The organism is Pseudoalteromonas sp. SR41-4 (assembly GCF_014163985.1).
GTDB classification, from domain to species: domain Bacteria; phylum Pseudomonadota; class Gammaproteobacteria; order Enterobacterales; family Alteromonadaceae; genus Pseudoalteromonas; species Pseudoalteromonas rhizosphaerae.
Genome location: NZ_JACJEI010000004.1, coordinates 79,719 through 100,217 on the forward strand (window position 1 = coordinate 79,719; position 20,499 = coordinate 100,217).

The window sequence follows — 20,499 nt, forward strand, 5'->3', positions numbered from 1 at the left end:
ACTAAACCCTCACGTATTCTTCGGCAAGTTCTGCCGTAATGCGGTCTTCGCCTAGGTCGGCTGCTTCGTTCATCAGGTTTTTCATCAGCGTGTTTACGTTGAGTGGGTAACTCATATCAACGGTTTCATCAGGGCGGCCAGTAGTGCGGCCAAACTTGCGAATACCACGCAGCGCTTGCTGCATTTTTTCAATCGCGGCGGGTTCAATCACTTTCTCAGGTACCAAGTTGGCGGCTTTGAGTTTGTGATCAATGTATTCTTTAAGCTCAGTACCAAGCGGCGGCACATTTAGCTTATTTACGCGGTATGCAAATTCGCGCACGTTCATTGAGCTTAAAACTTTGTCCAACTCGGTTTGGCCAATAATGCAAATACCAATTAACTTAGTGAACCCTTCGCTTAGCTCCCACAGCACCTTTAATTGCTTTATGGTTTCTTCGTCTAGGCGGTGGCCTTCGTCAATGAGTAAAATATGGCGGTTGCCAGCGTTACAGCTGCGGGTAAGTTCATCGCGTATAATCGAATCACGGTCTTCACTGCTGCGTGGTAGCTTTGTAATGTTTAATTCGCGGCAGATTGCCTCACTAATTGAGCTTGAACCAATCTTCTTTTTATCAATCCGTGCAGGGCGTATAACCCGAATGTTAGGGTGCTTAGCGCGTATTTCTTCCATGGTAAAGTTCATCATTACAGTTTTACCGCTGCCGCACTCACCGACCAATGCCATTAAGGTACCTACTTTTGCGCAGTTGATAATTGACTCAACCACATAGCGCTGCTGAGCGCCTAAATACACATGGTCAATGCTGTAAATTTCGTTATCCCATGGGTCGTTAAAAATTTTAAAATGTTGTCTTGCTCTTGGTGTAAGCATTTGTGCCTCCGGTAATTCAATGACTATGTGCCCGTTAATTGAGTCTTCGTGACCAATGATCAGGCGCTTGGTTTTATGTGCATGTTTCCACTGGCTGCCTGTGGTCACCGCGTTGTTATGTGGATCATCCAAAAATATTTGGTAAACGTTGCTCTCAACAATTAAGCCGTTTTCAATTGCGAACTTTTCTAAGCCTGCTTTAAGTGCTTCACGCGGTAGCGTGCGCTTTGGCCAGTCAGACTTAGTGACTATTTTGTTAAGCGTGGCCTCGCTGGTTTTAACGTTGGCATTTAGGTTTAACCACTGGGCTAACTGCTTATAAGTAATGCCACGGTTAGCCATCATGCGGCCTAGCTTTATCTTCCAGGTCTTTCGGCTTAACTTCTTTTTATGCTCGTTGGGTTCGCTCATGCCACCTTCCTGTATTGCGTTGGATAGGCGGCTAGCACGCGGTTAAAAAACTCATCGCGTTCTTGCTCGTCATTAAAAATGTACTGGCCTTTTTCGTCGGCTAGTTCCGTCCAGCGTTTTGAATCAACCAACTTCACATGCACCATATACACGGTGCGAGTACGGCCAGACACAACGTTAAACGGTGCATGTTCGGCTTTGCGTAGTTGGTGCTTTTTACTGTTTCCCATGGTGGTATCTCCTAACGGGTAAAATTAACCACGTTTAAGTGGTTTGGTTTGTCAAAGGTTGCTAGCTCGTCAAGTAAGCTAGGTAATTGGCTTGCATCGATACTGCGATCAGCAAGGTAGATTTTTTCTTCAGGGGTAATAGGTGTGCCGCGCTTTGCCACAATGGCTTTACGCAGTGCAACGCCGGCTAAAGTGTGTGTTGGTTGCTGTAATCCGGTATCAACTTGCTCACCACGAACACGCATAAAGTCAGGTGTTTGCAGCTCGTTTAAGTGGCTGTGTGCATCTAGCGCACCACCAAACGGCACTGCTTTTTTACCGCGCTTAGCTTTTACAATTTCTTCATCGCTCATGCCTGGATAAGCACCACGCTCGGCTTGCTTACGGGCAATATCTAACGAGGTATCTTTAGGGGCTTTCATTTGTTGGCCAATCACTGCGCCGTTTACATCAAAGCCTGCTTCGTCGGTTTCAATGGGGGCCACGGTATGTATTTGCTGCTCGCCTTGGTGCTTGCAGTACACCAGTACTTCGCCACGTTCTGATAACGCCATAGGCAGCACTAACACTTTTAAGCCTTTGTAAATGCCAACAAGGCCATCAAGCGCATACTTTTGGCTGCGTTTAACGCCCGGGTGAACAAACGTGATCGACAGGTCAGGCCTAACCATGCGGGTTTCTTCTTTATGGGTAAGTAACCAGCGGCAAATATCTTCGCTTGGTAGGTCGCGTACTTTGCCGTGCGCCATGCGTTTCATCCAAAACTCATAACGGCCTTTACCGTGGCGGCTATGTTTGGCTGAGTAATGCGGTATTTGATCTGCGTTGTAGGCGTTCTGCCATGCAATAGCATGCTCGTTTAGCTCTGCAACGCTGTTTACTGGCTCAAACATCAAACGCGACTCAAACAGTTTTTCAACTAAGTTGTTGGCGTTTTCTACTTGGCCTTTAGCGCGTGCGCGGCCCACTTCGTGATCAATCACATCAACGCTTAATGCATCCAGGGCGCGAAGAACTGCCCCCGCTGTATTGGCTGAACCTTTATCCATTACTAAAATGTCAGGCAGGCCACGTACTGGGCACTTTTCATCGTTGTGCAAACCCCAGCACCACAGCAAAAAGTCATACAGGTTTGCCATGGTTTCACCAGCGCTTTCGTAATAGCGCACACGTACTGCACCGGAATAGTGATCAGTTAATACATAGCGCCATACGCGCAGGTTTTTTATCTTCTCTAGGTTTTCAGGCTTGTTTTTGTAAAACTCGTCATCGCTCATAAAGCGTTGCACACGGCCTTTTTTACCGCCTGGCGGGTAGTAAATTAAGCACAAGCTTGGGTCAACCTGATGCACATGGTTAGGGTAAAGGCTACGCAGCTGCACATGTGCAGTACTTTGGGTAAGCATTTTTGCGGTAGCGTTTTGCTCACGTAGTAAACGCCTAACCGTGCTGTTACTTTTAAACTCACAGCCATTGGCCGCTAATATGCTTACGGCATTAGGCGTTTCAACAATTTGCTTACCGTTTTTACGATTACCCACAGCCAGCATGGCTTTGAGTTTATCTAGGCTTTCAGGGTCTTGGCTGCTGTTACCTTTGTCAGCACGCGGTTTACGGCCACTGCTGTAACCGAGTTTGGCTAACTCACGGTAAAAGGCATCTTTACTTAGCCCTAGGCGCTGTTTAGCTTCAGCTAAAATAGTGCCTTTTTCGCCATGTTTGGCGTTTTCAATGCGCTGTTTAAAACCAAGTAAAATTTCGTCAGCCATGATGCTTACTCCTCGTTGCTCATGGCGCTGTCGTTAAGCTCTTGCAGTACATCAAGGCTGGGGCGCATTTTTGGTAAGTAACCCTCAAGTATGTTTGAGGTTTCAAGCCAGGCTTGGGCAAAGTCTTCCGCAAGGGTTTTAAAGCTATGTAGTAAGCCTGCTGCTAAGTACTCGGTTACTTGGGGTGATAAGTTGTCGTCATCTAAAAAATGCTCGCGCAGTGCTATTAAACGGCTTAGCGATTCAACGGCATTGCTTTCGTACTTGGTGGCTTCAAATAATAGGTGCTTGGTTTGGTCTACCCAGGCGTCAGCTTTAAACTTGGTGCTTTCAAGCTCCGTTTGGTAGTCCATGGCTTTCATTTGGTATTCGTCACGCATACGAACAGCTACTTGGCGTTGGTCGTCAATCTCTTTCGCTTTTTTCTTTTCAGTATCAAGCTCTTTTTTGTGCTGAGCTTTTAGGTCAGCGATAAGGTCTCTAATAGCCTCTTTATCACCTACCTCAACTGCTTCTGACTCAATAATCAATGCTTGTTCTTCTTCTGGAAGTTGGCGTAAAGCCCGCATTTCACGATTACCAATGCCTATTTGCTTTGATGTCTCGTAAAAGCTTTCTCCAAAAGCCGCTAAGTAGTCTTCAGCTTCTTTTAGTGAGCGATAAGAGCGGTTTAGAAATTCACTGCAAAACTCGTCAATTGTTGCGACTGTCGCAGTTTTTCCGTCTTTTTTGTAAGTTAACCCTTTGTATTCCTTAGATTCCCTTATTCTCTTAAATATCGTAATCTCTGCGACGGTCGCATAATTTTTAATGTGAGCGAATGCTTGCAGGCGGCCTAATTCCATTAGTACGTCTTGTTTTGACGTTAAAATATCTTGCGCGTCTACAATGGCTTTTTGCTCATCATTTGAAAGAGTTGTAATTTCTTTAGTCATAATTAATGCACCTTGTTCGATTGGTGATGTGTGTACTGTTCGTAATCGCGGTAAATTGCTTTTATTTCTAAAAGCGCGATGGCGTGGTTTAGCCCTTGCTGCTCGTCAATGGCATCAATAACCGTGCTTGTTACTTCGGATAATTCGTTTAGGGCTGCTTTTTTTTCTGCTACGCCAAGAGAATTAAAATGATTTAAAAAGCTAATCACTGAACTAAGCGCTAAATGACTTAATTCATGATCCAACAGTGGTTTTGTAGAACTCATGCTATTGCTCCATAATTTCTGCGGTCTTGTTCTAGTTGCTGGCTGCGCTGGGTAATCGCCAGCTGTGCGCTGTTGGCTAAGGTGATTAGGGCTGGTCCTAAGCGCACTTTGTTTTGATCCCACGGGCAATGCTCGGCAAAGCCTGCTTGGATCAGGTTTTTAATAACTGCCGTTGCCTGTGATTGGGTGATGTTTAAACGCTTGGCTAATTCGCCAGGGCGTAGGCCATCGGCTTCATAACCGCTGAGCGCTTTAATGGCGCTTAGGCCGCGCTGCATGGTGCTTGAGATATATTGATCGCTCATGCTGAAACCTGCTTGCTTTGGTAGAACTCGTGCAGTTCTCTAACGCAGCTAGGGCATGCGGCCTCTATTTCAATGTGGCTGGTAGTAACTTGTCGCCAGCCCATATAACTGGCTGCATCAATAAATGCTTCGACTGGTATGGTGCCGTGCTCTACACGTTTGCAGCAGTTGCACTGTAGAGTGATTTTTGGTGATTCAACCTTGAGCTGCGCTATAGTGATTTTTTGAGTTAGTAATTTCATGCTTTGTATTCCTTGTTAGCCATTGCTTTAAGCTGCGCCATAGTCATCAAAAACACCGTTTTAGTGCTACTTGGGCGAAATTTAGACGGTTCTTGGTCTTTGATAGGGGCAGTGTTCATGGCTTTTGCTCTTGGTTAGTTAACCGCTGAAGGGTGATCAGCTTTGGCTTGGGTAAGGAGTGATTGGGCTTTGTTTTGTAGCTCTTGGGCTTCAAGTTGAAAACGCGCTGCTTGCTCTAACATTTGGCCGCGTTCGTCAAAGCAGCGGTGTAAAATTGGCTTTAATAATTCGTTTACTATATTGATACTGCCCACCGCCCAACAAAAAGCGGCTAAGTACTCCATTGGCATTGATTGGTCTGAGCTTGGCGCTAACCATTTATTAAGCTTGCCTGCGTTAATAACTGCATCGCCTGCGAGTGCATCGTTCATGCGATCAGCTATACGGGGGCGTGAATAGCCAGAGTCGTGAATGGCTTTGTTAAGTGCTGCTAGGTATAAATAACGTACATCACAATTTGGGGCTTCTTCGGCGTTTAATATGCTGTTGTTGTTCATCTTTGTATTTCCTCTGTGTTTTAAAAATAAAGTAATTTTGGTGGTAGAAATTACCTAAACCTTTCCCTGTTCTTTTTTAGCTGGCGACCGATAATGAGTTATGTGCAGGAGGGATGGGCTGTCCTTTCCGTAACGCGGTAACGATCTGATTGGTCCTTTGGGTACGATCCTTAGGACCTCTTTTATTAGGAGAGAAATACGGTTCTACATCACCAAATACTTCTTCCAGTGGAAGACCAAGGCACTGACAAATTGCCACTGCAACGGGTTTTGAATAGGTTTCTCGTCTTGAAACTCTAGATATGTGACTAGAGGTAACTTTCAGCGCAGCAGCAATATCCGAAAAGTTGATGTCCTTTTGCTTCAATGCATCTCTGATTTGTTCATGACTGATAGCTTTTTTAACCATAATTATGTAACCTTTTATAGTTGGTGAAAAAAATATTGTTCGTAATTAGTGTGCAATCTAATTTAACCGAACAATAAAATGATTGTCAATAAAACATTTTAAAAATTGTTATTACTAAAAAATGGTTGACTAAACATTATGGTGTTCGATAAGGTAGATTTAATTGATACCGAAGCCGTTATTGAAAGGCTAAAAAGAAAGATAGGAACAACTAGCAATCGACAATTGTCGGTTGAGTTAGGTATGTCTATAAACGCAATTGCGCAGAGTAAAGCAAAAAACACTCTGCCTTATGGCAATATCGTTGAGTATTACGTAGCTAAAGGTTATGACTTGAATGAAATTTTTACTGGTAAAGGCTCGGGATCAATTACCCAAAAAGCCGCAGCCCCATCAAGTGATGCAGCGCTAAGAGCATTAGAAATGGTCGAGCGTATACTTGAAAAGGAGCTGTATAGTAAAGACTTGCCAGCGGATAGATTATTAATAGTGGCTAACAAATTAAGGCCCGTATTAGTAAATGCCTGCTTTGAAAATGATTTTTGCGAACCGATTGTTGAAATGATGGCAAAGGGGGCGCTAACGTTGGCATAAATGGAGTTATACCGAATGTTTAAAAGTATTGTACTTTCAGCCCTAGCATGTGCAGCATTTGCTGTGTCGTTTTCGTCTGATGCGCTTGAGCCATTAACTGATCGAGCGCGTGTATCATCTATGCAAGCCCAGCTACTGTTACCTGACAGCAGTAGCTTAAGTGTCGATATGAACTTTGATTGTGGCTCGGCTTTTGAGTCAACGGGAATGATTATTACCAGTGAACGCGGCGCGCAGTTATTAGCGGCCGCTTATACGCATTTATACGGGCAGGAAGCTGGCGAGTTTGTAATGACGCAGTGGAACACTAAAAAACACGTAGACGACCCACGCAAACCGACCTTTCTTATTGTAAAACCCCCACAAAATATTAATTGGCAAGCGCCAAAATTAGCGAGTAACAGCCTTGTTAAGGCACGCTCGCTGCAAGTACAAAGCGCTGAAACGAGTGACGCAACACCCGAATACCAAGCAATGCTTGAGTCGTTTTGTGGTACGCGTAACCACGTACAGTACTGATAGTAAGCTCTTATAATAATAAATGGCGCAGCCAATAGCTGCGCCGACCAAGGAAAGAGGGCATTTATCATGTCTGTTAAAACACGTTTATATAGTGGGCTGTTTTTTATTGTGTATTGCTTATTTTCAACAGGGGTAAGCGCACACGATACACCCAAAAATATGACCCAAGTGGTGCAAGGTAAAAATGGTTTTATGTACTTTGCCAGCCACGAAGGGCTTTATAAATACGATGGCTATCACTTTGCATTGGTGGAGTCTTTGCCTGGTGAATGGGTTTACTCATTAACCAGCAATGCCGATAAAAGTACTTTGTATGCAGCGAGTAATGGCCGTATTTATGCTTATGATGTTTTAACAGGCCTTGCTGAATCGTTTGCTGATGTAAATAGCAAAGATATGGCAGTGAATGGCTCGCATGTATATGCTGCCACTGCGCAGGGCGTAGAGGTTATTAGTAAAAAGGGAACTGGCCATTTACAGGCTTTAGTGGGGCAAACCGTTTTTAAAGTGATCTCCCATGATGGGCAAGTTTATGCACTTACCAATACAGGGCTTTGGCATTTAAATTTAAACCACCAACGCCAGCTAATAAAGATGACCGTGCACAGCGGTTTAATTGCCGCCGTGAGTGATAGGCTCTACGTAGCACACGAAAATACGCTTTACAGCTTTGATTTAATTACCGAGCAAGTACAGCAAACCTCTCTTGAAACCACACCAAGCGCCATGACTATTTACAAAAACAGCTACCTTGCAATGGCTATGGCGGGTGAAGTGCGCTTGTATTCAACGCTCGATAAACAGTTTGTAGCGGGTGTTTTAAACAAAAGTAAGCTGTTTTTTAACAGTGTGTATGCTGACTCGCAATCAAACTTGTGGGCAGTTGCAGATAACGAATATGAGATCATCACTCAAGATTTAAACCAATTTAATTTGCCACTGGTGAGCCGTTACAACGTGCTTAGCAGAGATAACGATAGTTTATTGATGGGCACTGATGCAGGTGTTTACCGTTTTATACAGCGCCAGTTTGTGGCAATGGATGCTCTAAACAACTCATTAAAATACGCACAGAGTAGTGAAGTAACTACCATTGCCAGCGATAAAGTTATGTTAGTTGGCACCACGAATGGTTTGTATGTTTGGCAAAATGCGCAATTAACCAAATTGTTGGATGGCTATATTTTAGGCATAGAGAGAATTGCCGGCTGTTGGTTGATTGCTACTAGCGACCAAGGTGTGGTGGTGATTGACGATAACCTGATGGTTGAAAAAGTACTTAACGTAGAGAGCGGCCTTGCTGCAAATGAAATATTAGCGACCAATAAGTTTGAGCACTTATTGTATATAAGCACCAGTAATGGGCTTAGTGTGTATAACGTAAAAACGGGCAATATAAGCCATAGTCTTACAGCACAAATAGGCAAAGTAAGTAAGGTTACAATGCTGGGTAACAATGTGTACGTGGCTGTGTATGGCGGCGGGCTTTATAAGCAAACTAGTAACGGTTTTACGCTATTAACCAGCCCGCGCTTTATTACTGACTTAAGTGTATTTAACGCCAACCTTTATATTGCTACAACCAATGGCCTGTTTACGCTGGTGGATGATAGCGTTGTTGCAATACCGCATACCGAAAAGCAGTATTTTGGCGCTAACAGTTTAATGGCCTATAACGGCGCTATGTATGGCGTATCGAATAATGGTTTGCTGGGGCTAAGTGACACTAATTTGCAAAATGACAAACGCATTGCTGTGTCTTCTATTGATGTAAATAGTGATCGTGTAAGTATGCTTGAAAGCGTTCAACAGGCTAGTCAACTCACCCTATACTTTAGTAATTTTGATTATGCGCTTGCTCAATATTATGACTACCAGTACAGCCATAATAATGGTGACTGGATAAGCGTAAATGAACCGGTTGTACACTTTACCCAGCTAAACGAAGGTGAGCATTCAATTGTTATGCGTGGCTCATTAGATGGTAAACACTTTACACAAAGCGACCCTATTACTTGGCGGGTGACAGGGCCGTTTTATCAAAGTAGTGTGTTTATTAGTTTTTGTGGAGCTTTAATTATTACCTTGTTTGGGGTGTTGTCGTTGGTGTTTATTAAGCGACATAGACAAATGCGCGAAGTGTTTAGGCGTATGCGCGACACTAAACAGCAAACTGCATTAAGCTTGGGCTTTAGAAAATTAGTGGCAGGTTCGCACTTATGCCAAGGCGATGACTTGCAATTAAGTGATGGCCTGTTGCAGTTGGATGAAGCCAAAGATATTTTATTGCCCGTGGTATTTAGCCATGGGGCGCTGGGTAATACCTCGCTGGATGATGGGTTAAGGATGCTGTCGGCTAATACGTCGTTGCAATACAGCCAAACAGAGGTTGAATTTAATTTGGCGCTGGGCACTAAGGCGCTGCCTGAAAAGTTAAGCCAGGATATTTACGCATTTATTAACCATGCTTTTATTAATGCATTGCAGCATGCACAAGCACGATACATTGAAGTGAGCGGTAAGCGCAGCAAGAATGATTTTGTGATCACCGTGCAAGACGACGGCAAAGGCATTGCCTTTTTAGATCAGTTTATGCGCTTTGGTACAGGCCTTGAGTCGATGCACGATATAGCGCGTTCGTTAGATGGGCGCTTAACTGTTCGCAAAGGTAAAATGAATGGCACCGTGGTGCAGCTGAGGTTCTCTATTTCTGAGAAAGCTGCCACCAGAAAAGCAAAGGAGGTAGCAAAGACATTATGATAAATATAAAAAGTTATATTAATTATCCTATCGAAAAATTGTTACTTATGTTTAGGAACAACCCTGACTTAATTTTTGTAAAAAATGAATCTGTATTTAACGACTGGCCTGAGTACGTAAGTAACTATGAAAAAGTCCTTACATCGGCAAACGTCGATTTCTCAGAAATGCATGATGATGATAAATTTATGGAAACTAATAAAATAATACGTCGTCTCATTAATGATGGTTTTATAAATGAGTGGTGCCCAAAAGTATATAAAACTATAGATAACAAGAGTGGACCTAAATCTAGAAATTTATATAGTCACTTAGCTTATAATTTAACAAATAAAGGGCTTGACCTAGTTTTAAAGTTAGAAGCGCACAACGATGCTGAGCGACGACATAATGATACCCATAAACACAACACCTTAATGCGCTGGATTGCGGGGTCATCTTTTTTATTGTCATTGGTGGCTGTTAGTGTTTCTGCATATTTGGCTTACATTGCTAATCAAAATATGCAACTTAATCAGCAGCGCTTAGAAATCCAGCAACAGCAAATAAAAGCACTGAGCGATAAAGTTATAGAAGAACTCCCAGCAAAACAACTAGCAAAACCTAAACCTACAAAACCTGCTAATTAACCCCCATTTTTACTAAAACCCTTTAATTTAGCCCCCCAACAAATAGCGCCACACTGGCGCTATGAAAAAACTTATTCCAGCCGACCTTACCCCGCATTACAGCCGTGCCTTTTTATTTTGCATGGACTGGATTTATGAGGCAGAAGGAGGCGACTCTGATCATAGTGCCGACAAAGGTGGCCGTACTCGCTTTGGGATTAGCAAAGGCGCTTACCCGAGTGTGGATATACCTACTTTAACGTGGCCGCAGGCTATGCGTATTTACCACCGTGACTTTTGGCGCGGTAGTCGCGCTAAAGAACTGGCTGAGCATGGCTTACTTGAACTTGCCTTTTTACATTGTGATGGTGCCATAAACCACGGCGTGCCACTGGCCAACATGCTGTTACAGCAAGTACTGGGTGTGAAGGTAGATGGCATTTTAGGCTCGCGCACCCTTGCTGCGGCCATTAACCACAACCAAGAAGATTTACTGGTTGATTACTTTGCCCGCCGCGCCAGTAAATACAGCCGTATTGCAGTGAATGATCCTAGCCAAATAACGTTTTTATATGGCTGGCACCGCCGCCTATTTAAGCTTGAAAACCGCATTGAAAAAGCCACTGCACTGGAACCTTTTTATATTGGGGTTGCAGCATGAGGAGCATTCCACTTTATGAAAAGCGCGGTTATGACCTGCGCATTAGCACCTTTGCTAATGGCGAAAACCCCGATCCTCAAACCGTTTGCCCCACAGGCAACCCCACATTAAAGAATGCGTTTTTAAAAGGCTGGCACTCAATAACAGGTGTGCGCCTTGAAGTAGAGGCGCGTGTTTTGAATTCAAAAAATACAGTAAGGAGTTTGCCCCGTGGACGAATACGTTAAGTGGTACCCGTGGGTGCAAGGTTTTGTGCTGGTGGTTTTTTTTGTGGTGGTTTACGCACTTAAAAAATCGTTTGCCAGCAAAGACGATGTGAACAGCCAAGATAAACGACTGCAAACCGTTGAGCAAACTTATGTGACCAATAAAGATTTTATCAAAGTGAATGAAACCGTGCAGCGCATTGAAGTTGAGATAAAAGATTTACCGCAAGACGTAGGTAAATTGACCCAAGAAGTAACCAAGCTACAAAGCGAAACCAAGCACCTACATGACATTTTAAAGCGTATAGAGCACCCACTTAATTTAATTGTTGCATCAAAAATTACAGGTGATCGAAATGGCAAGTGAATTTCAGGTAGAGGTATGGCTGCTTATATGTTTGCTCATTGCGGGTGCATTGTTCTTTTTGTATGTGTTTTGGCGGCTTGGTTATGTACTGGGTATGTTTTTAGGTGCGTTTATTTTTAAACGATTTTTTAAGGATGGGGACAATGAAAGAGCTATTTGAAGCTGATCAGCGTTTAGTTATTTTGCGTGCCTTAGCTGAGGCCGCAGGCTATAGCGCTAACTGTAGCATGTTGAGTTGTGTGCTTAGCTCGTACGGGCATCAATTAAGCCGCGACAAAGTACGCGCGCACATGCGTTTTTTAGAAGACGTTAACACCATTACTATTGATGTGGTGGGTGATAAAACCTTAGTGGCTAAAATTACTGAGCAAGGGGCTGATGTAGCCGCAGGGCGTAAGTTTGTAGATGGCATTAAGCGCCCAGCACCTGGGGGCATTTAATTATGGCACGCGGCAATAAGATAGAGCGCCTGCCTGATCACTTACGTGAAAACTTACGTGAAATGCTGGCAACCAAACAACACACCTGCCAACAAATAGCCGATGCAATTAACGAAGAACTAGCGGCGCTATCTGGCGTGCAAACCGATGTTGAAAGCATTGATGACAACACGGTGTGGCGTGAAAAAAAACGTATTGAGAGCATTGCTGACGAAATACGCCGCAGCCAAGCCTATGTTGAGTCGTTATCTAAACAATGTGATTTAACCAGTATTGGTGACACTGGCCGCGTACTTATGAGCCTGCTGCAAAGTGCGGCGTTTAAAACAACCAGTAGCTTAATGGGCGGCGAAGACCCCATTGATGCTGACACACTTAACGATCTTGTATTAGCGGTTGCCCGCTTACAACGCAGTGCTAACCACAACGCCGACTTAGAAAAGCAGATAGCAGAAAAAGCCCGTAAACAGGCAATTGAAGAGGCTGCTAAAGCTGTACAAGATGGTGCCAAAGAGCGTGGCTTAACTGCGGACGAAGCGCAGTTTTGGCGTGAGAAAGTACTTGGTTTACATGCGGGTAAAGGTGAGCGCTAATGCAAAATGCTGTTACTCCATTGCCTGGTGATGTTCAACGAATTTTAACGTTTGATGAACTCCCCCCGCGTGTACGCAAAATTCCTGAAGACTTTAACCCGATTGCAGATGGTGTGCTTATGGCTCACCAACGTACTTGGCTTGAAGATAAAAGCGATTTAAAAATATGCGAAAAAGGGCGGCGTACAGGCATCACTTACGCTACAGCGCTTGATAAAACGATTGTTGCAGCAAGTAGCGGTAGTGCTGGAGGAGACAACGTTTATTACGTGGGTGACACCAAAGAGAAAGGATTAGAGTTTATTGGTTATTGTGCCCATATGGCTAAAGTGATGGCCTGCGCCATGGCTGACGGCTTTATGGGTATTGAGGTGTTTTTATTTGAAGATCAGAAGGAAGATGGCTCAAGTAAAAAAATAACAGCTTATCGCATTCGTTTTGCATCTGGCTTTCAGATTGTTGCGCTATCCAGTAATGCTGCAAATATTCGTGGCTTACAAGGGCATGTTGTGGTCGATGAGGCCGCTTTCCACCGTGATGTACAAGCGGTTATTGATGCCGGTAATGCGTTACTTATTTGGGGCGGTAATATCACTATTATCTCTACGCATAATGGTGAGGATAATCCTTTTAACCAATTGATTAAGGATAGCCGAGAGGGGATTTTTGATTACTCGATCCACAAATTCACGTTTGATGATGCGGTTGAAAATGGCTTGTTTGAACGTGTTTGCATAATGAAAGGTTGGAAGGCAACTGAAGAGAAGAAACGCCGTTGGTATAACAAAATTCGCCGCGCATACGGCAGTAATCATGATGCGATGCATGAGGAGTTAGATGCACAGCCAAGACAAGGTTCTGGCGTTGCTATTTCAGGCGTGCTGATTGAGTCGTGTATGCATACGGGGCCTGTTGTTAAGTTGGAACTGCCTAAAACATGGGTTGAAAAGCCCGTTGAAGAACGTAAAGCATGGTGTGAAAAATGGATTAAAGAGAACCTAGAGCCGCTATTTAAATTATTTGATCCTAAACATCTGCACTATTTTGGATTTGATTATGGCCGTGTGGCTGATTTGTCATCCATTGCGCCTTTGTACCTTGATGATTTATTAGTTCGTAAGTTTCCTTTTATTGTTGAAATGAGTTGCGTGCCATCTGCGCAGCAAGAACAAATACTGTGGGCGATTATTCGTGCAATGCCAAACTTTCAGCGTGGAGGGATGGATGCAACGGGTTCTGGTGAAGGTATTGCTGAGCGCACAGCTGATGAGTTTGGGCATGATCGTATTGAGCAAATTAAATTAAACGATGCTTGGTATCGACGCAATGGTGAGGAATACCAAAAAGCCTATACCGAGAAAACCATTTCAGTACCGCGCCATAAAAATGTAAAAGCTGATATTCGCTCATTAGCGAAGATTAACGGGATTATTAAGTTACCCGCTTTAAGGCAAGTTGATTTAGATAACCAGAAAATTAAACGCCATGGTGATACGGCGATATCTACCATGATTGGTTATTCGGTGTCGTTTGAAAAATATGAACCACCTGCAGGTGCTAATGTGCCGAAATCTGCAGACCAATCTAAAACACGTCCATCGCGGTTACAAGGTCGAACAAGACCTGGTGGCTTGTTTAAGCGAATTACCGGTTATTTAAAAAATTAACGCTGACGCGCTCAGCGCGATTTTAAGGCTGTGTTGGGTGCGTTGAATGGCATTGCACGCAAAAACGAATTTAAAGCCGCTTAGGCAAATGTAAAAGATTTACAAAAGGGTTGAAAAGCTATGTTTGGTTCTAAAAAACGCAAGGCAAAGCAAGAGGCAGAATTTGCGGCAAAAATTGCAGCAATTGTGACTGAAACAATTGCCACAAAAAATTCAGCAAATGAAAATACCACCACGTTTAAAGAAGCCGCAGGGGCGATGGCGGGCAGTATTGACTCAGACGATCACTTGTATTCTAAGTTGTCGGCTGATTCTAACCGCAATTTAAGTGGCCCTACGCGGGTGCGTATGAACAAAATAGCCCCGTACCTTTGGCAAAGTAATATGATTGCCAACCGCATTATTGAATTACCGCTGGCCTACCTACTGGCCGAGGGCGTTAAAATTACCAATGACGATGAAGACTACCAAGCGGTGATCGATGCGTTTTGGAATCATCCCATTAATAACATGGCCATTAAGCTTGAAAAGAAAGTGAGAGAGCTGGCGATATTTGGTGAGCAGTTTTACCCAGCGTTTGTAAACCCCTTGAGTGGTGAGGTGCAACTGAGTTATTTAGACCCCGCCCATGTTGAAGAGGTGATTTACGACCCGCGTAACCCAGAGCAGCCAGTAGGCGTTAAAACTAAACGCATGAGCAATGGCCGCCACTACTTTTATAAAGTGATCATCAATGGCAGTGAATCGGTATTTACCAAGCAAACCCAGCGGCTACGTGAAGGCTTTGCCGATGGTGATATTTTTTACTTTGCAATTAATAGCTTTTGCGCCCACGGACGGGGCAACTCCGATTTAACCGCGCAGTGCGACTTTTTAGATTTGTACGACGATTTTATTTTTGGCGAAGGCGACAGAGCCGAAAACTCCCGGGCATTTGTGTGGGACGTAACCCTAACAGGCGCTGATAAAAACAAAGTGACTGAGCGCGCCTCAGAAATTGAAAGTAACCCACCGCGCCCAGGCTCTGTAAATGTGCATAATGATTCTGAAGTGTGGAAGGCCGAGAGCCCCTCGCTTGGCACTGGTGATACCGAAGCCCTGGCAAAGTTATTTAGAAACCACATGCTAGGTGGTGCAACTATGCCGCCGAGTTGGTTTGCTGATGGTGGCGACGTTAACCGCGCCAACGGTGAAGCCATGGCGGAGCCCACCTTTAAAATACTTGCCATGCGCCAGCGTTACATAATTTATATGCTGCATGAAATAGCGACCTTTGTAATTCGCCAGTATTACAAAGCTACACTAGGCCAAGAGCCAGACCGCACGATTGAAGCCGATGTGTTTAAGTCAAAAGTGGTGATGCCAGAAATGACCGCTAAAGATATTAGCCGTTATGCGGCTGCGTTACAGCAAGTGGTGGTGGCTGTAAACCTTGCGATTACACAGGGCATTATTACTGAAGAAACAGGCTTAAGTGTGATTGCCTCAATTGCTGATCGCTTGGGTGTTGAGATAGACCCAGCCACTGAGCTTGAGAACGTAAAAACTGAAATAGCGCAAAAAGCCAAAGACCAGGCAAAGGCCGATACCTTTAATGCGTTTGATGGCGCTGACGATGATAGTGATGATGAAGCCGCTAATGCAACAGCAACCGATAAAGAGCTAACTGATGACGCCGAGTGAGCGCACAGCGGCGTTTAATAAAGCCCGTACCGCACAGCTCAAGGAGTTGCTTAAAAACAAGCAAGGGCTGTGGGATTCGTTATTACGCTTATTAGAGCTGGCGGAAGAAAACACCCAAACCATATTGCAAGGGCAACCAACCGATTGGCAGCAGTGGCATTACGGTAAATTGCAGGGGCAAATTAACCAGGTGATGCTGGAACTGGGTGAGCGCAGCGCGGCGCAAATTACGGCGTTTTCAAAAACAACGTGGGTGGCGGGCATTAACTTAATTGATGTGCCACTTAAAGCCGGTGGTGTAACGGTTAACGCCATGACGCAACTTTTACAGCACCGCCAGCTTGTGGCCATTGATAGCTTTATGGTTGATCGGATTAAAAACGTACTCAGCGGTAAAGCTGATTTTATACGCTCGCAGCTGGGGCTGGTGATGATGGGCGCGCAAGATGCCAACACCGCTAAAAAAGCCATAGCGGAGAGCTTAGGTGATAAAAAAATGTGGCGGGCTAAAACCATTGTAAACACCGAGCTTAGCCGTTTATACAATACCGCTGGGCAAATGCGTATGACCGAAATTGGTGATGCAGTACCAGGCATGGAAAAAGAATGGCGTATGGGTAGGCGTAAAGAACACCGCGCTAATCACTTGGCTGTGCGCAATACCCGCGTTGGAGCAAATGAGCCGTTTACGGTAGGCGGTATTAAAATGATGCACCCACACGACCCCAAAGCACCCGCTAAAGAAACCGTGAATTGCAGCTGCTTTACAGTGCCGGCAATGGCGCATTGGAAAGTTGATCCGAAACTTGCTGTTAAAACTTAGGAGAGAAAGATGGCTTTATTATTTTTGTATGCGTACTTACTGATTGGTTGGGGGTTTTCGCTTGCTGGTTGGTTAGTGGCCGCAGAAGAGTGTGTAAGAAAAAATGAAAGTATTCCAAGGTATTTCGTTAAAAAGGTATTTATGTGGGTTTTACTATGGCCTCTTTGCGCCTCTTATATTTACCTTGCTGAAGTAAAAAAAGTGATACCTGAAATTGATTGGATTAATTCTTCAAAAAATAGTTGAATACAAGTGTAATTATGATGGCAAGCTGGGTATTATTTTAAAGGGACTTTTACTATTTTAAAATTAAGCCATCATAAGGACACGTTTAAATGGAAAGATTGAATAACGTTTGGCAGCAAGCTTTAGATAATAAAGATTCGGCCACTGCATTACTTGCGCTAATTAATGAACACAATGATTTATTGTATTTATGGAAAGAGCCAAGCTATGAAGATGAACCGATTAACTACCATGTAAAAATAATTGAAAAGCTCGACAACCCATACAGAAATGAAGACGATGAATTGTTTGATGATTACCAACCAATTTTGATACCCGATACAAATAATGACCTTGCTTTATTAATAAAACAAAGCGGTGTTACGCCCATGAACTGGGGTAATGAACTCGCCTAATTTTCCTAAAACCCTTTAATTTAGCCCCTCCCCACATTCCCTTACATTAGAAACTCATTAGCCAAACTAACAAACTTGAGGGCGACATAATGAGTTTTCTTGCATTACTGACCAAGGGCCATGCGTTACTAGAAATAGCAACCAAAGTGCTCGACATTGTTGAAGACGTTAAAGAGATTGGCGACGACAAAAAGCCTAAAACGGATGAACGTGGTCAACCGATTATTAAAAAGCAAATCCGCAAAGTACAACCTGAAGAAGTGTTTGATTTTAAAGTTGAGCGCGAAACAGGTGTTGTAAAAGCACTTACCAAAGCTGGCCAACGTGTGGAAGGTGTACTTGCTGCTGCCGACCTTGCCGAAGCTTTACTGGTTAGTGATGGCGCTAGCGATATTGGTAAAAACTTGCTGGAGCAAGAAGCCGCTGCCGCTGATAAAGCCAAAGAATTACTTGCTAATGCAGAATTGGACGCTGCAAACAAAGCAAAAGACGCAGAGCAACAGGCGGCGGATATTATTGCTAAAGCCCACGCTGACGCTAAAGCGCTGCTTGATAAAGCTGAAAAGGATGCCAAAGCTGTTGCAGATAAAGCGCCCGCTAAACCTGCTGCAGATAAAGCGGCTAAGTAAGGGGCTAAGTTATGTTGACCTTATTACCTGCTGGCATTGGCTTTTTAGGCAACCGTGCGTTTGTTGAGGCTAAAGCATCTGACTACCGTGATGTGATGGACTTAGTGCGCCGTGAGCTTATAAAAGTGATCGTCCCTAATAGTTCGCACCGTGATAGTTGGGTAGATATTACCGCTTTTTACCCTGAACAAGTGGTGGTTAATAAAGATGGCCGTTACTGGGCATACGCTTACACAGTGAACGAAGCTAACCAGGTTACGTTTGATGCACCGGTTGAAGTGGTTAAAGAGTTTAAACCAGCGGGTGTTGTAAAGCTGACCGAAGCCTGGTTTGACGAAAGCCGTTTTATTGAAGCCAGTAACATTAAGCCAAGTAAGTTTTTAGTAACGCTTATTGAAGTTGGCAAAAGCTTAAATGGTGTGAACTACCCAGCCCACGTTCTACGTGAAGCAGCCCATTTGTTTAACGGTGCCAAGTGTATGGTTAAGTCTGATGACGACCATATTAAAGGCGGCGCTCAACACTTTAACAACTTGATTGGCCAGTTTGCTAATGCTCAGTTTGTTGAAGGAATTGGCGCAGGTAAGCAAGGTGCTCTGCAAGCTGATTTAACCGTGCTAGAAAGCTCAGGTTATGCAACTAAATTGCGCGAAGCCGTTGATAACAACATGCAAGAGCTGTTTGGTTTAAGTATTGATGTAGACGGTAAAGCCACTGGCAAAGGGGCTAACCGCACGGCTAAGCAATTCCTCAAAGTTAATTCCGTCGATTTGATCATGGTACCTGGTGCAGGTGGTCGGATCGTGTCATTTAAAGAAGCTCATAATCAAGGCAATGTCATGAATGAACAATTGTTGCGCCTAATCGAAGCGCTTAAAAAATCGAACCCCGCGTTAGCTGCATCTGTGACAGCTGACGATGATGAAACCGCCATTGTGCAATTAACCGAAGCGCTGGCAAAACATGGTGCGCCAGAGCCTAGTAACGGTGAAGGCTTAACCCTTGCTGATGTGAATAAAGTAATTGTTGCAAGCCAACGTTTAGTTGAAGCAAAGCAAAGCGCGGTGGCGTTAATTAACCAGTCGACTTTGCCAGACGCCGCCAAAACACGCTTAACCGAAAGCGTGCAAAGCAAAGACGACGTAACCACTGAAATGGTGAAAGGCTTAATTGATGCTGAAACCAGTTATTTAAAACAGTTTACTGAGTCGGGCAAAGTGAACATGCCCCACGGCGTGCAGTACTCCGATAACCCAAGTGGCATTGAAATGCTCACGGCATTATTTGACCCTGCTAACAAAGACGTTGTGAGCCTTAAAGAAGCTTACATTGACCTAACCGGTGACAAGCACTGCACAGGTAAGTTACGTGATTGTAGCCGCACCCGTATGGTCGAAGCGCTTGATAGCGATAGCCTGCCAAATGTGCTGGCTGATGTAATTAACCGCCGTGTGGTTGATGTATATGGCAGCCTTGAGAAGTACCAGCTATGGCGCAAAGTGTTCCGCATTGGCACTGCAACTGATTTTAAAGATCAGAATGTCACTGAGTGGGGTGGCTATGGCGACTTACAAGAAGTACTTGAAAGCGGTGCTTACCCAGAGCTTGCAAAACCTACCGATAGCAACGCGAAATACCGTGTGAGCAAAAAAGGCGGTATTGCAACCATCACTATGGAAATGATTAAAAATGATGACCGCAACATCATTACGCAAATTCCTAACAAGCTGGCCCGTGCTGCTGCACGAACGCTTAGTAAGTTTGCATGGGACTTTTACATTAACAACCGCAATGCACCGGATGCTAAAGCGCTGTTTCATGCTGACCACAACAACCTGTTTAGTGGTGCGCTTGACCAAACTGAGCTTATGGCCCACTGGCGCGCGATTATGAATCAGCAAGAGCTTGATACCGGTGAGATGCTAGAAATTGAGCCAGCATTTTTACTGTGCTCGCTGGGTAATGTGGATGCTGCATTTGACTTGTTCCAACGCCTGCAAAACAACGACAAAGGTTTTGCTCAGCAACTAAACCTCGAAATTCTGCGGGTTCCTGGTGCGACTGATCCGAATGATTGGGGCTTAATGACCGACCCAGGCGAGCTTGCTAACTTTGAGATGGGCTTTTTAGATGGCATGGAAAACCCTGAAATCTTTACGCAAGACATGCAGAACGTGGGCTCGGTGTTTACGAACGACCAAACCACAATGAAGATCCGCCACATTTATGGTGGCCAATGTACTGACTACCGTGGTGCGACTAAAGCGATAGTTATTTAATTTCCTTGGTGAACTGGTGATGGGATGA

At 44.2% G+C, this 20,499-nt stretch carries 26 protein-coding genes; 16 read left to right on the plus strand and 10 right to left on the minus strand.

All coding sequences use genetic code 11. From position 1 onward, the window contains the following. Position 1: 1 nt before the first annotated feature. The 10 genes from H5180_RS04625 to H5180_RS04665 all read right to left on the minus strand — a co-directional run bounded on the left by H5180_RS04625 (position 2) and on the right by H5180_RS04665 (position 5,998). On the minus strand, positions 2–1,285 hold the full coding sequence (locus H5180_RS04625; RefSeq protein WP_182757763.1) for an ExeA family protein: 1,284 nt from the start codon (positions 1,283–1,285) through the stop codon (positions 2–4). Next, positions 1,282–1,515: a hypothetical protein gene (locus H5180_RS04630; RefSeq protein ID WP_182757764.1), complete on the minus strand. Its 234-nt coding sequence runs from the start codon at positions 1,513–1,515 to the stop codon at positions 1,282–1,284. The genes H5180_RS04625 and H5180_RS04630 overlap by 4 nt, the downstream gene beginning before the upstream one ends. An 11-nt stretch (positions 1,516–1,526) precedes the next feature. Beyond that, the gene (locus H5180_RS04635; RefSeq protein ID WP_182757765.1) at positions 1,527–3,284 is read right to left on the minus strand and encodes a hypothetical protein; all 1,758 of its coding nucleotides are present in this window, start codon (positions 3,282–3,284) and stop codon (positions 1,527–1,529) included. A 5-nt stretch (positions 3,285–3,289) separates the two neighbouring features. After that, a complete protein-coding gene (locus H5180_RS04640) occupies positions 3,290–4,219 on the minus strand; it encodes a hypothetical protein (protein WP_182757766.1) in 930 nt (309 codons plus the stop codon). Between the two features lie 2 nt (positions 4,220–4,221). Beyond that, on the minus strand, positions 4,222–4,485 hold the full coding sequence (locus tag H5180_RS04645) for a hypothetical protein (RefSeq protein WP_145236371.1): 264 nt from the start codon (positions 4,483–4,485) through the stop codon (positions 4,222–4,224). Then, positions 4,482–4,790: a MarR family transcriptional regulator gene (locus H5180_RS04650; RefSeq protein ID WP_182757767.1), complete on the minus strand. Its 309-nt coding sequence runs from the start codon at positions 4,788–4,790 to the stop codon at positions 4,482–4,484. Before H5180_RS04650 ends, H5180_RS04645 begins: the two co-directional genes overlap by 4 nt. Beyond that, complete coding sequence (locus H5180_RS04655) at positions 4,787–5,032, minus strand: hypothetical protein (RefSeq protein WP_182757768.1); 246 nt, start codon at positions 5,030–5,032, stop codon at positions 4,787–4,789. The genes H5180_RS04650 and H5180_RS04655 overlap by 4 nt, the downstream gene beginning before the upstream one ends. Next, entirely contained in the window at positions 5,029–5,151 is a 123-nt protein-coding gene (locus tag H5180_RS23525) for a hypothetical protein (protein ID WP_259399205.1), read from the minus strand. Before H5180_RS23525 ends, H5180_RS04655 begins: the two co-directional genes overlap by 4 nt. 15 nt (positions 5,152–5,166) lie before the next feature. Continuing rightward, on the minus strand, positions 5,167–5,589 hold the full coding sequence (locus H5180_RS04660) for a hypothetical protein (protein ID WP_182757769.1): 423 nt from the start codon (positions 5,587–5,589) through the stop codon (positions 5,167–5,169). Between the two features lie 76 nt (positions 5,590–5,665). Continuing rightward, positions 5,666–5,998, minus strand: a complete 333-nt coding sequence (locus tag H5180_RS04665) for a helix-turn-helix domain-containing protein (RefSeq protein ID WP_182757770.1) — start codon at positions 5,996–5,998, stop codon at positions 5,666–5,668. A 138-nt stretch (positions 5,999–6,136) separates the two neighbouring features. On the opposite strand from H5180_RS04665, the gene H5180_RS04670 reads away from it, so the two are divergent. From H5180_RS04670 to H5180_RS04745, 16 genes are all read left to right on the plus strand, one after another. Further along, the gene (locus tag H5180_RS04670) at positions 6,137–6,592 is read left to right on the plus strand and encodes a helix-turn-helix domain-containing protein (protein WP_182757771.1); all 456 of its coding nucleotides are present in this window, start codon (positions 6,137–6,139) and stop codon (positions 6,590–6,592) included. Between the two features lie 15 nt (positions 6,593–6,607). Then, complete coding sequence (locus tag H5180_RS04675) at positions 6,608–7,111, plus strand: hypothetical protein (RefSeq protein ID WP_182757772.1); 504 nt, start codon at positions 6,608–6,610, stop codon at positions 7,109–7,111. A 69-nt stretch (positions 7,112–7,180) separates the two neighbouring features. Next, positions 7,181–9,874, plus strand: a complete 2,694-nt coding sequence (locus H5180_RS04680) for an ATP-binding protein (protein WP_182757773.1) — start codon at positions 7,181–7,183, stop codon at positions 9,872–9,874. Next, on the plus strand, positions 9,871–10,503 hold the full coding sequence (locus tag H5180_RS04685) for a hypothetical protein (protein ID WP_182757774.1): 633 nt from the start codon (positions 9,871–9,873) through the stop codon (positions 10,501–10,503). Before H5180_RS04680 ends, H5180_RS04685 begins: the two co-directional genes overlap by 4 nt. A gap of 61 nt (positions 10,504–10,564) precedes the next feature. Beyond that, entirely contained in the window at positions 10,565–11,143 is a 579-nt protein-coding gene (locus tag H5180_RS04690; RefSeq protein ID WP_182757775.1) for a glycoside hydrolase family 108 protein, read from the plus strand. Positions 11,144–11,353: 210 nt separating this feature from the next. Beyond that, positions 11,354–11,716: a hypothetical protein gene (locus H5180_RS04695; RefSeq protein ID WP_182757776.1), complete on the plus strand. Its 363-nt coding sequence runs from the start codon at positions 11,354–11,356 to the stop codon at positions 11,714–11,716. After that, positions 11,706–11,876: a hypothetical protein gene (locus H5180_RS04700; RefSeq protein ID WP_182757777.1), complete on the plus strand. Its 171-nt coding sequence runs from the start codon at positions 11,706–11,708 to the stop codon at positions 11,874–11,876. Before H5180_RS04695 ends, H5180_RS04700 begins: the two co-directional genes overlap by 11 nt. Continuing rightward, complete coding sequence (locus H5180_RS04705) at positions 11,860–12,156, plus strand: ArsR family transcriptional regulator (RefSeq protein ID WP_182757778.1); 297 nt, start codon at positions 11,860–11,862, stop codon at positions 12,154–12,156. The genes H5180_RS04700 and H5180_RS04705 overlap by 17 nt, the downstream gene beginning before the upstream one ends. A 2-nt stretch (positions 12,157–12,158) precedes the next feature. Then, positions 12,159–12,749, plus strand: coding sequence for a phage protein Gp27 family protein (locus H5180_RS04710; protein WP_182757779.1), 591 nt, complete (start codon positions 12,159–12,161; stop codon positions 12,747–12,749). Further along, positions 12,749–14,416: a hypothetical protein gene (locus tag H5180_RS04715; RefSeq protein WP_182757780.1), complete on the plus strand. Its 1,668-nt coding sequence runs from the start codon at positions 12,749–12,751 to the stop codon at positions 14,414–14,416. The genes H5180_RS04710 and H5180_RS04715 overlap by 1 nt, the downstream gene beginning before the upstream one ends. Positions 14,417–14,536: 120 nt before the next feature. Further along, positions 14,537–16,099 carry a hypothetical protein gene (locus H5180_RS04720; protein ID WP_182757781.1) on the plus strand — a complete coding sequence of 521 codons (1,563 nt, stop codon included), beginning with the start codon at positions 14,537–14,539 and terminating at the stop codon, positions 16,097–16,099. Next, positions 16,086–16,922, plus strand: a complete 837-nt coding sequence (locus tag H5180_RS04725; protein WP_182757782.1) for a hypothetical protein — start codon at positions 16,086–16,088, stop codon at positions 16,920–16,922. The genes H5180_RS04720 and H5180_RS04725 overlap by 14 nt, the downstream gene beginning before the upstream one ends. Before the next feature lie 9 nt (positions 16,923–16,931). Continuing rightward, on the plus strand, positions 16,932–17,168 hold the full coding sequence (locus H5180_RS04730; RefSeq protein ID WP_182757783.1) for a hypothetical protein: 237 nt from the start codon (positions 16,932–16,934) through the stop codon (positions 17,166–17,168). Positions 17,169–17,257: 89 nt separating this feature from the next. After that, entirely contained in the window at positions 17,258–17,563 is a 306-nt protein-coding gene (locus H5180_RS04735) for a hypothetical protein (RefSeq protein WP_182757784.1), read from the plus strand. Between the two features lie 89 nt (positions 17,564–17,652). Continuing rightward, the gene (locus H5180_RS04740; RefSeq protein ID WP_182757785.1) at positions 17,653–18,192 is read left to right on the plus strand and encodes a hypothetical protein; all 540 of its coding nucleotides are present in this window, start codon (positions 17,653–17,655) and stop codon (positions 18,190–18,192) included. A gap of 11 nt (positions 18,193–18,203) precedes the next feature. Next, on the plus strand, positions 18,204–20,471 hold the full coding sequence (locus H5180_RS04745) for a hypothetical protein (protein WP_182757786.1): 2,268 nt from the start codon (positions 18,204–18,206) through the stop codon (positions 20,469–20,471). The last annotated feature ends 28 nt before the right edge of the window (positions 20,472–20,499 follow it).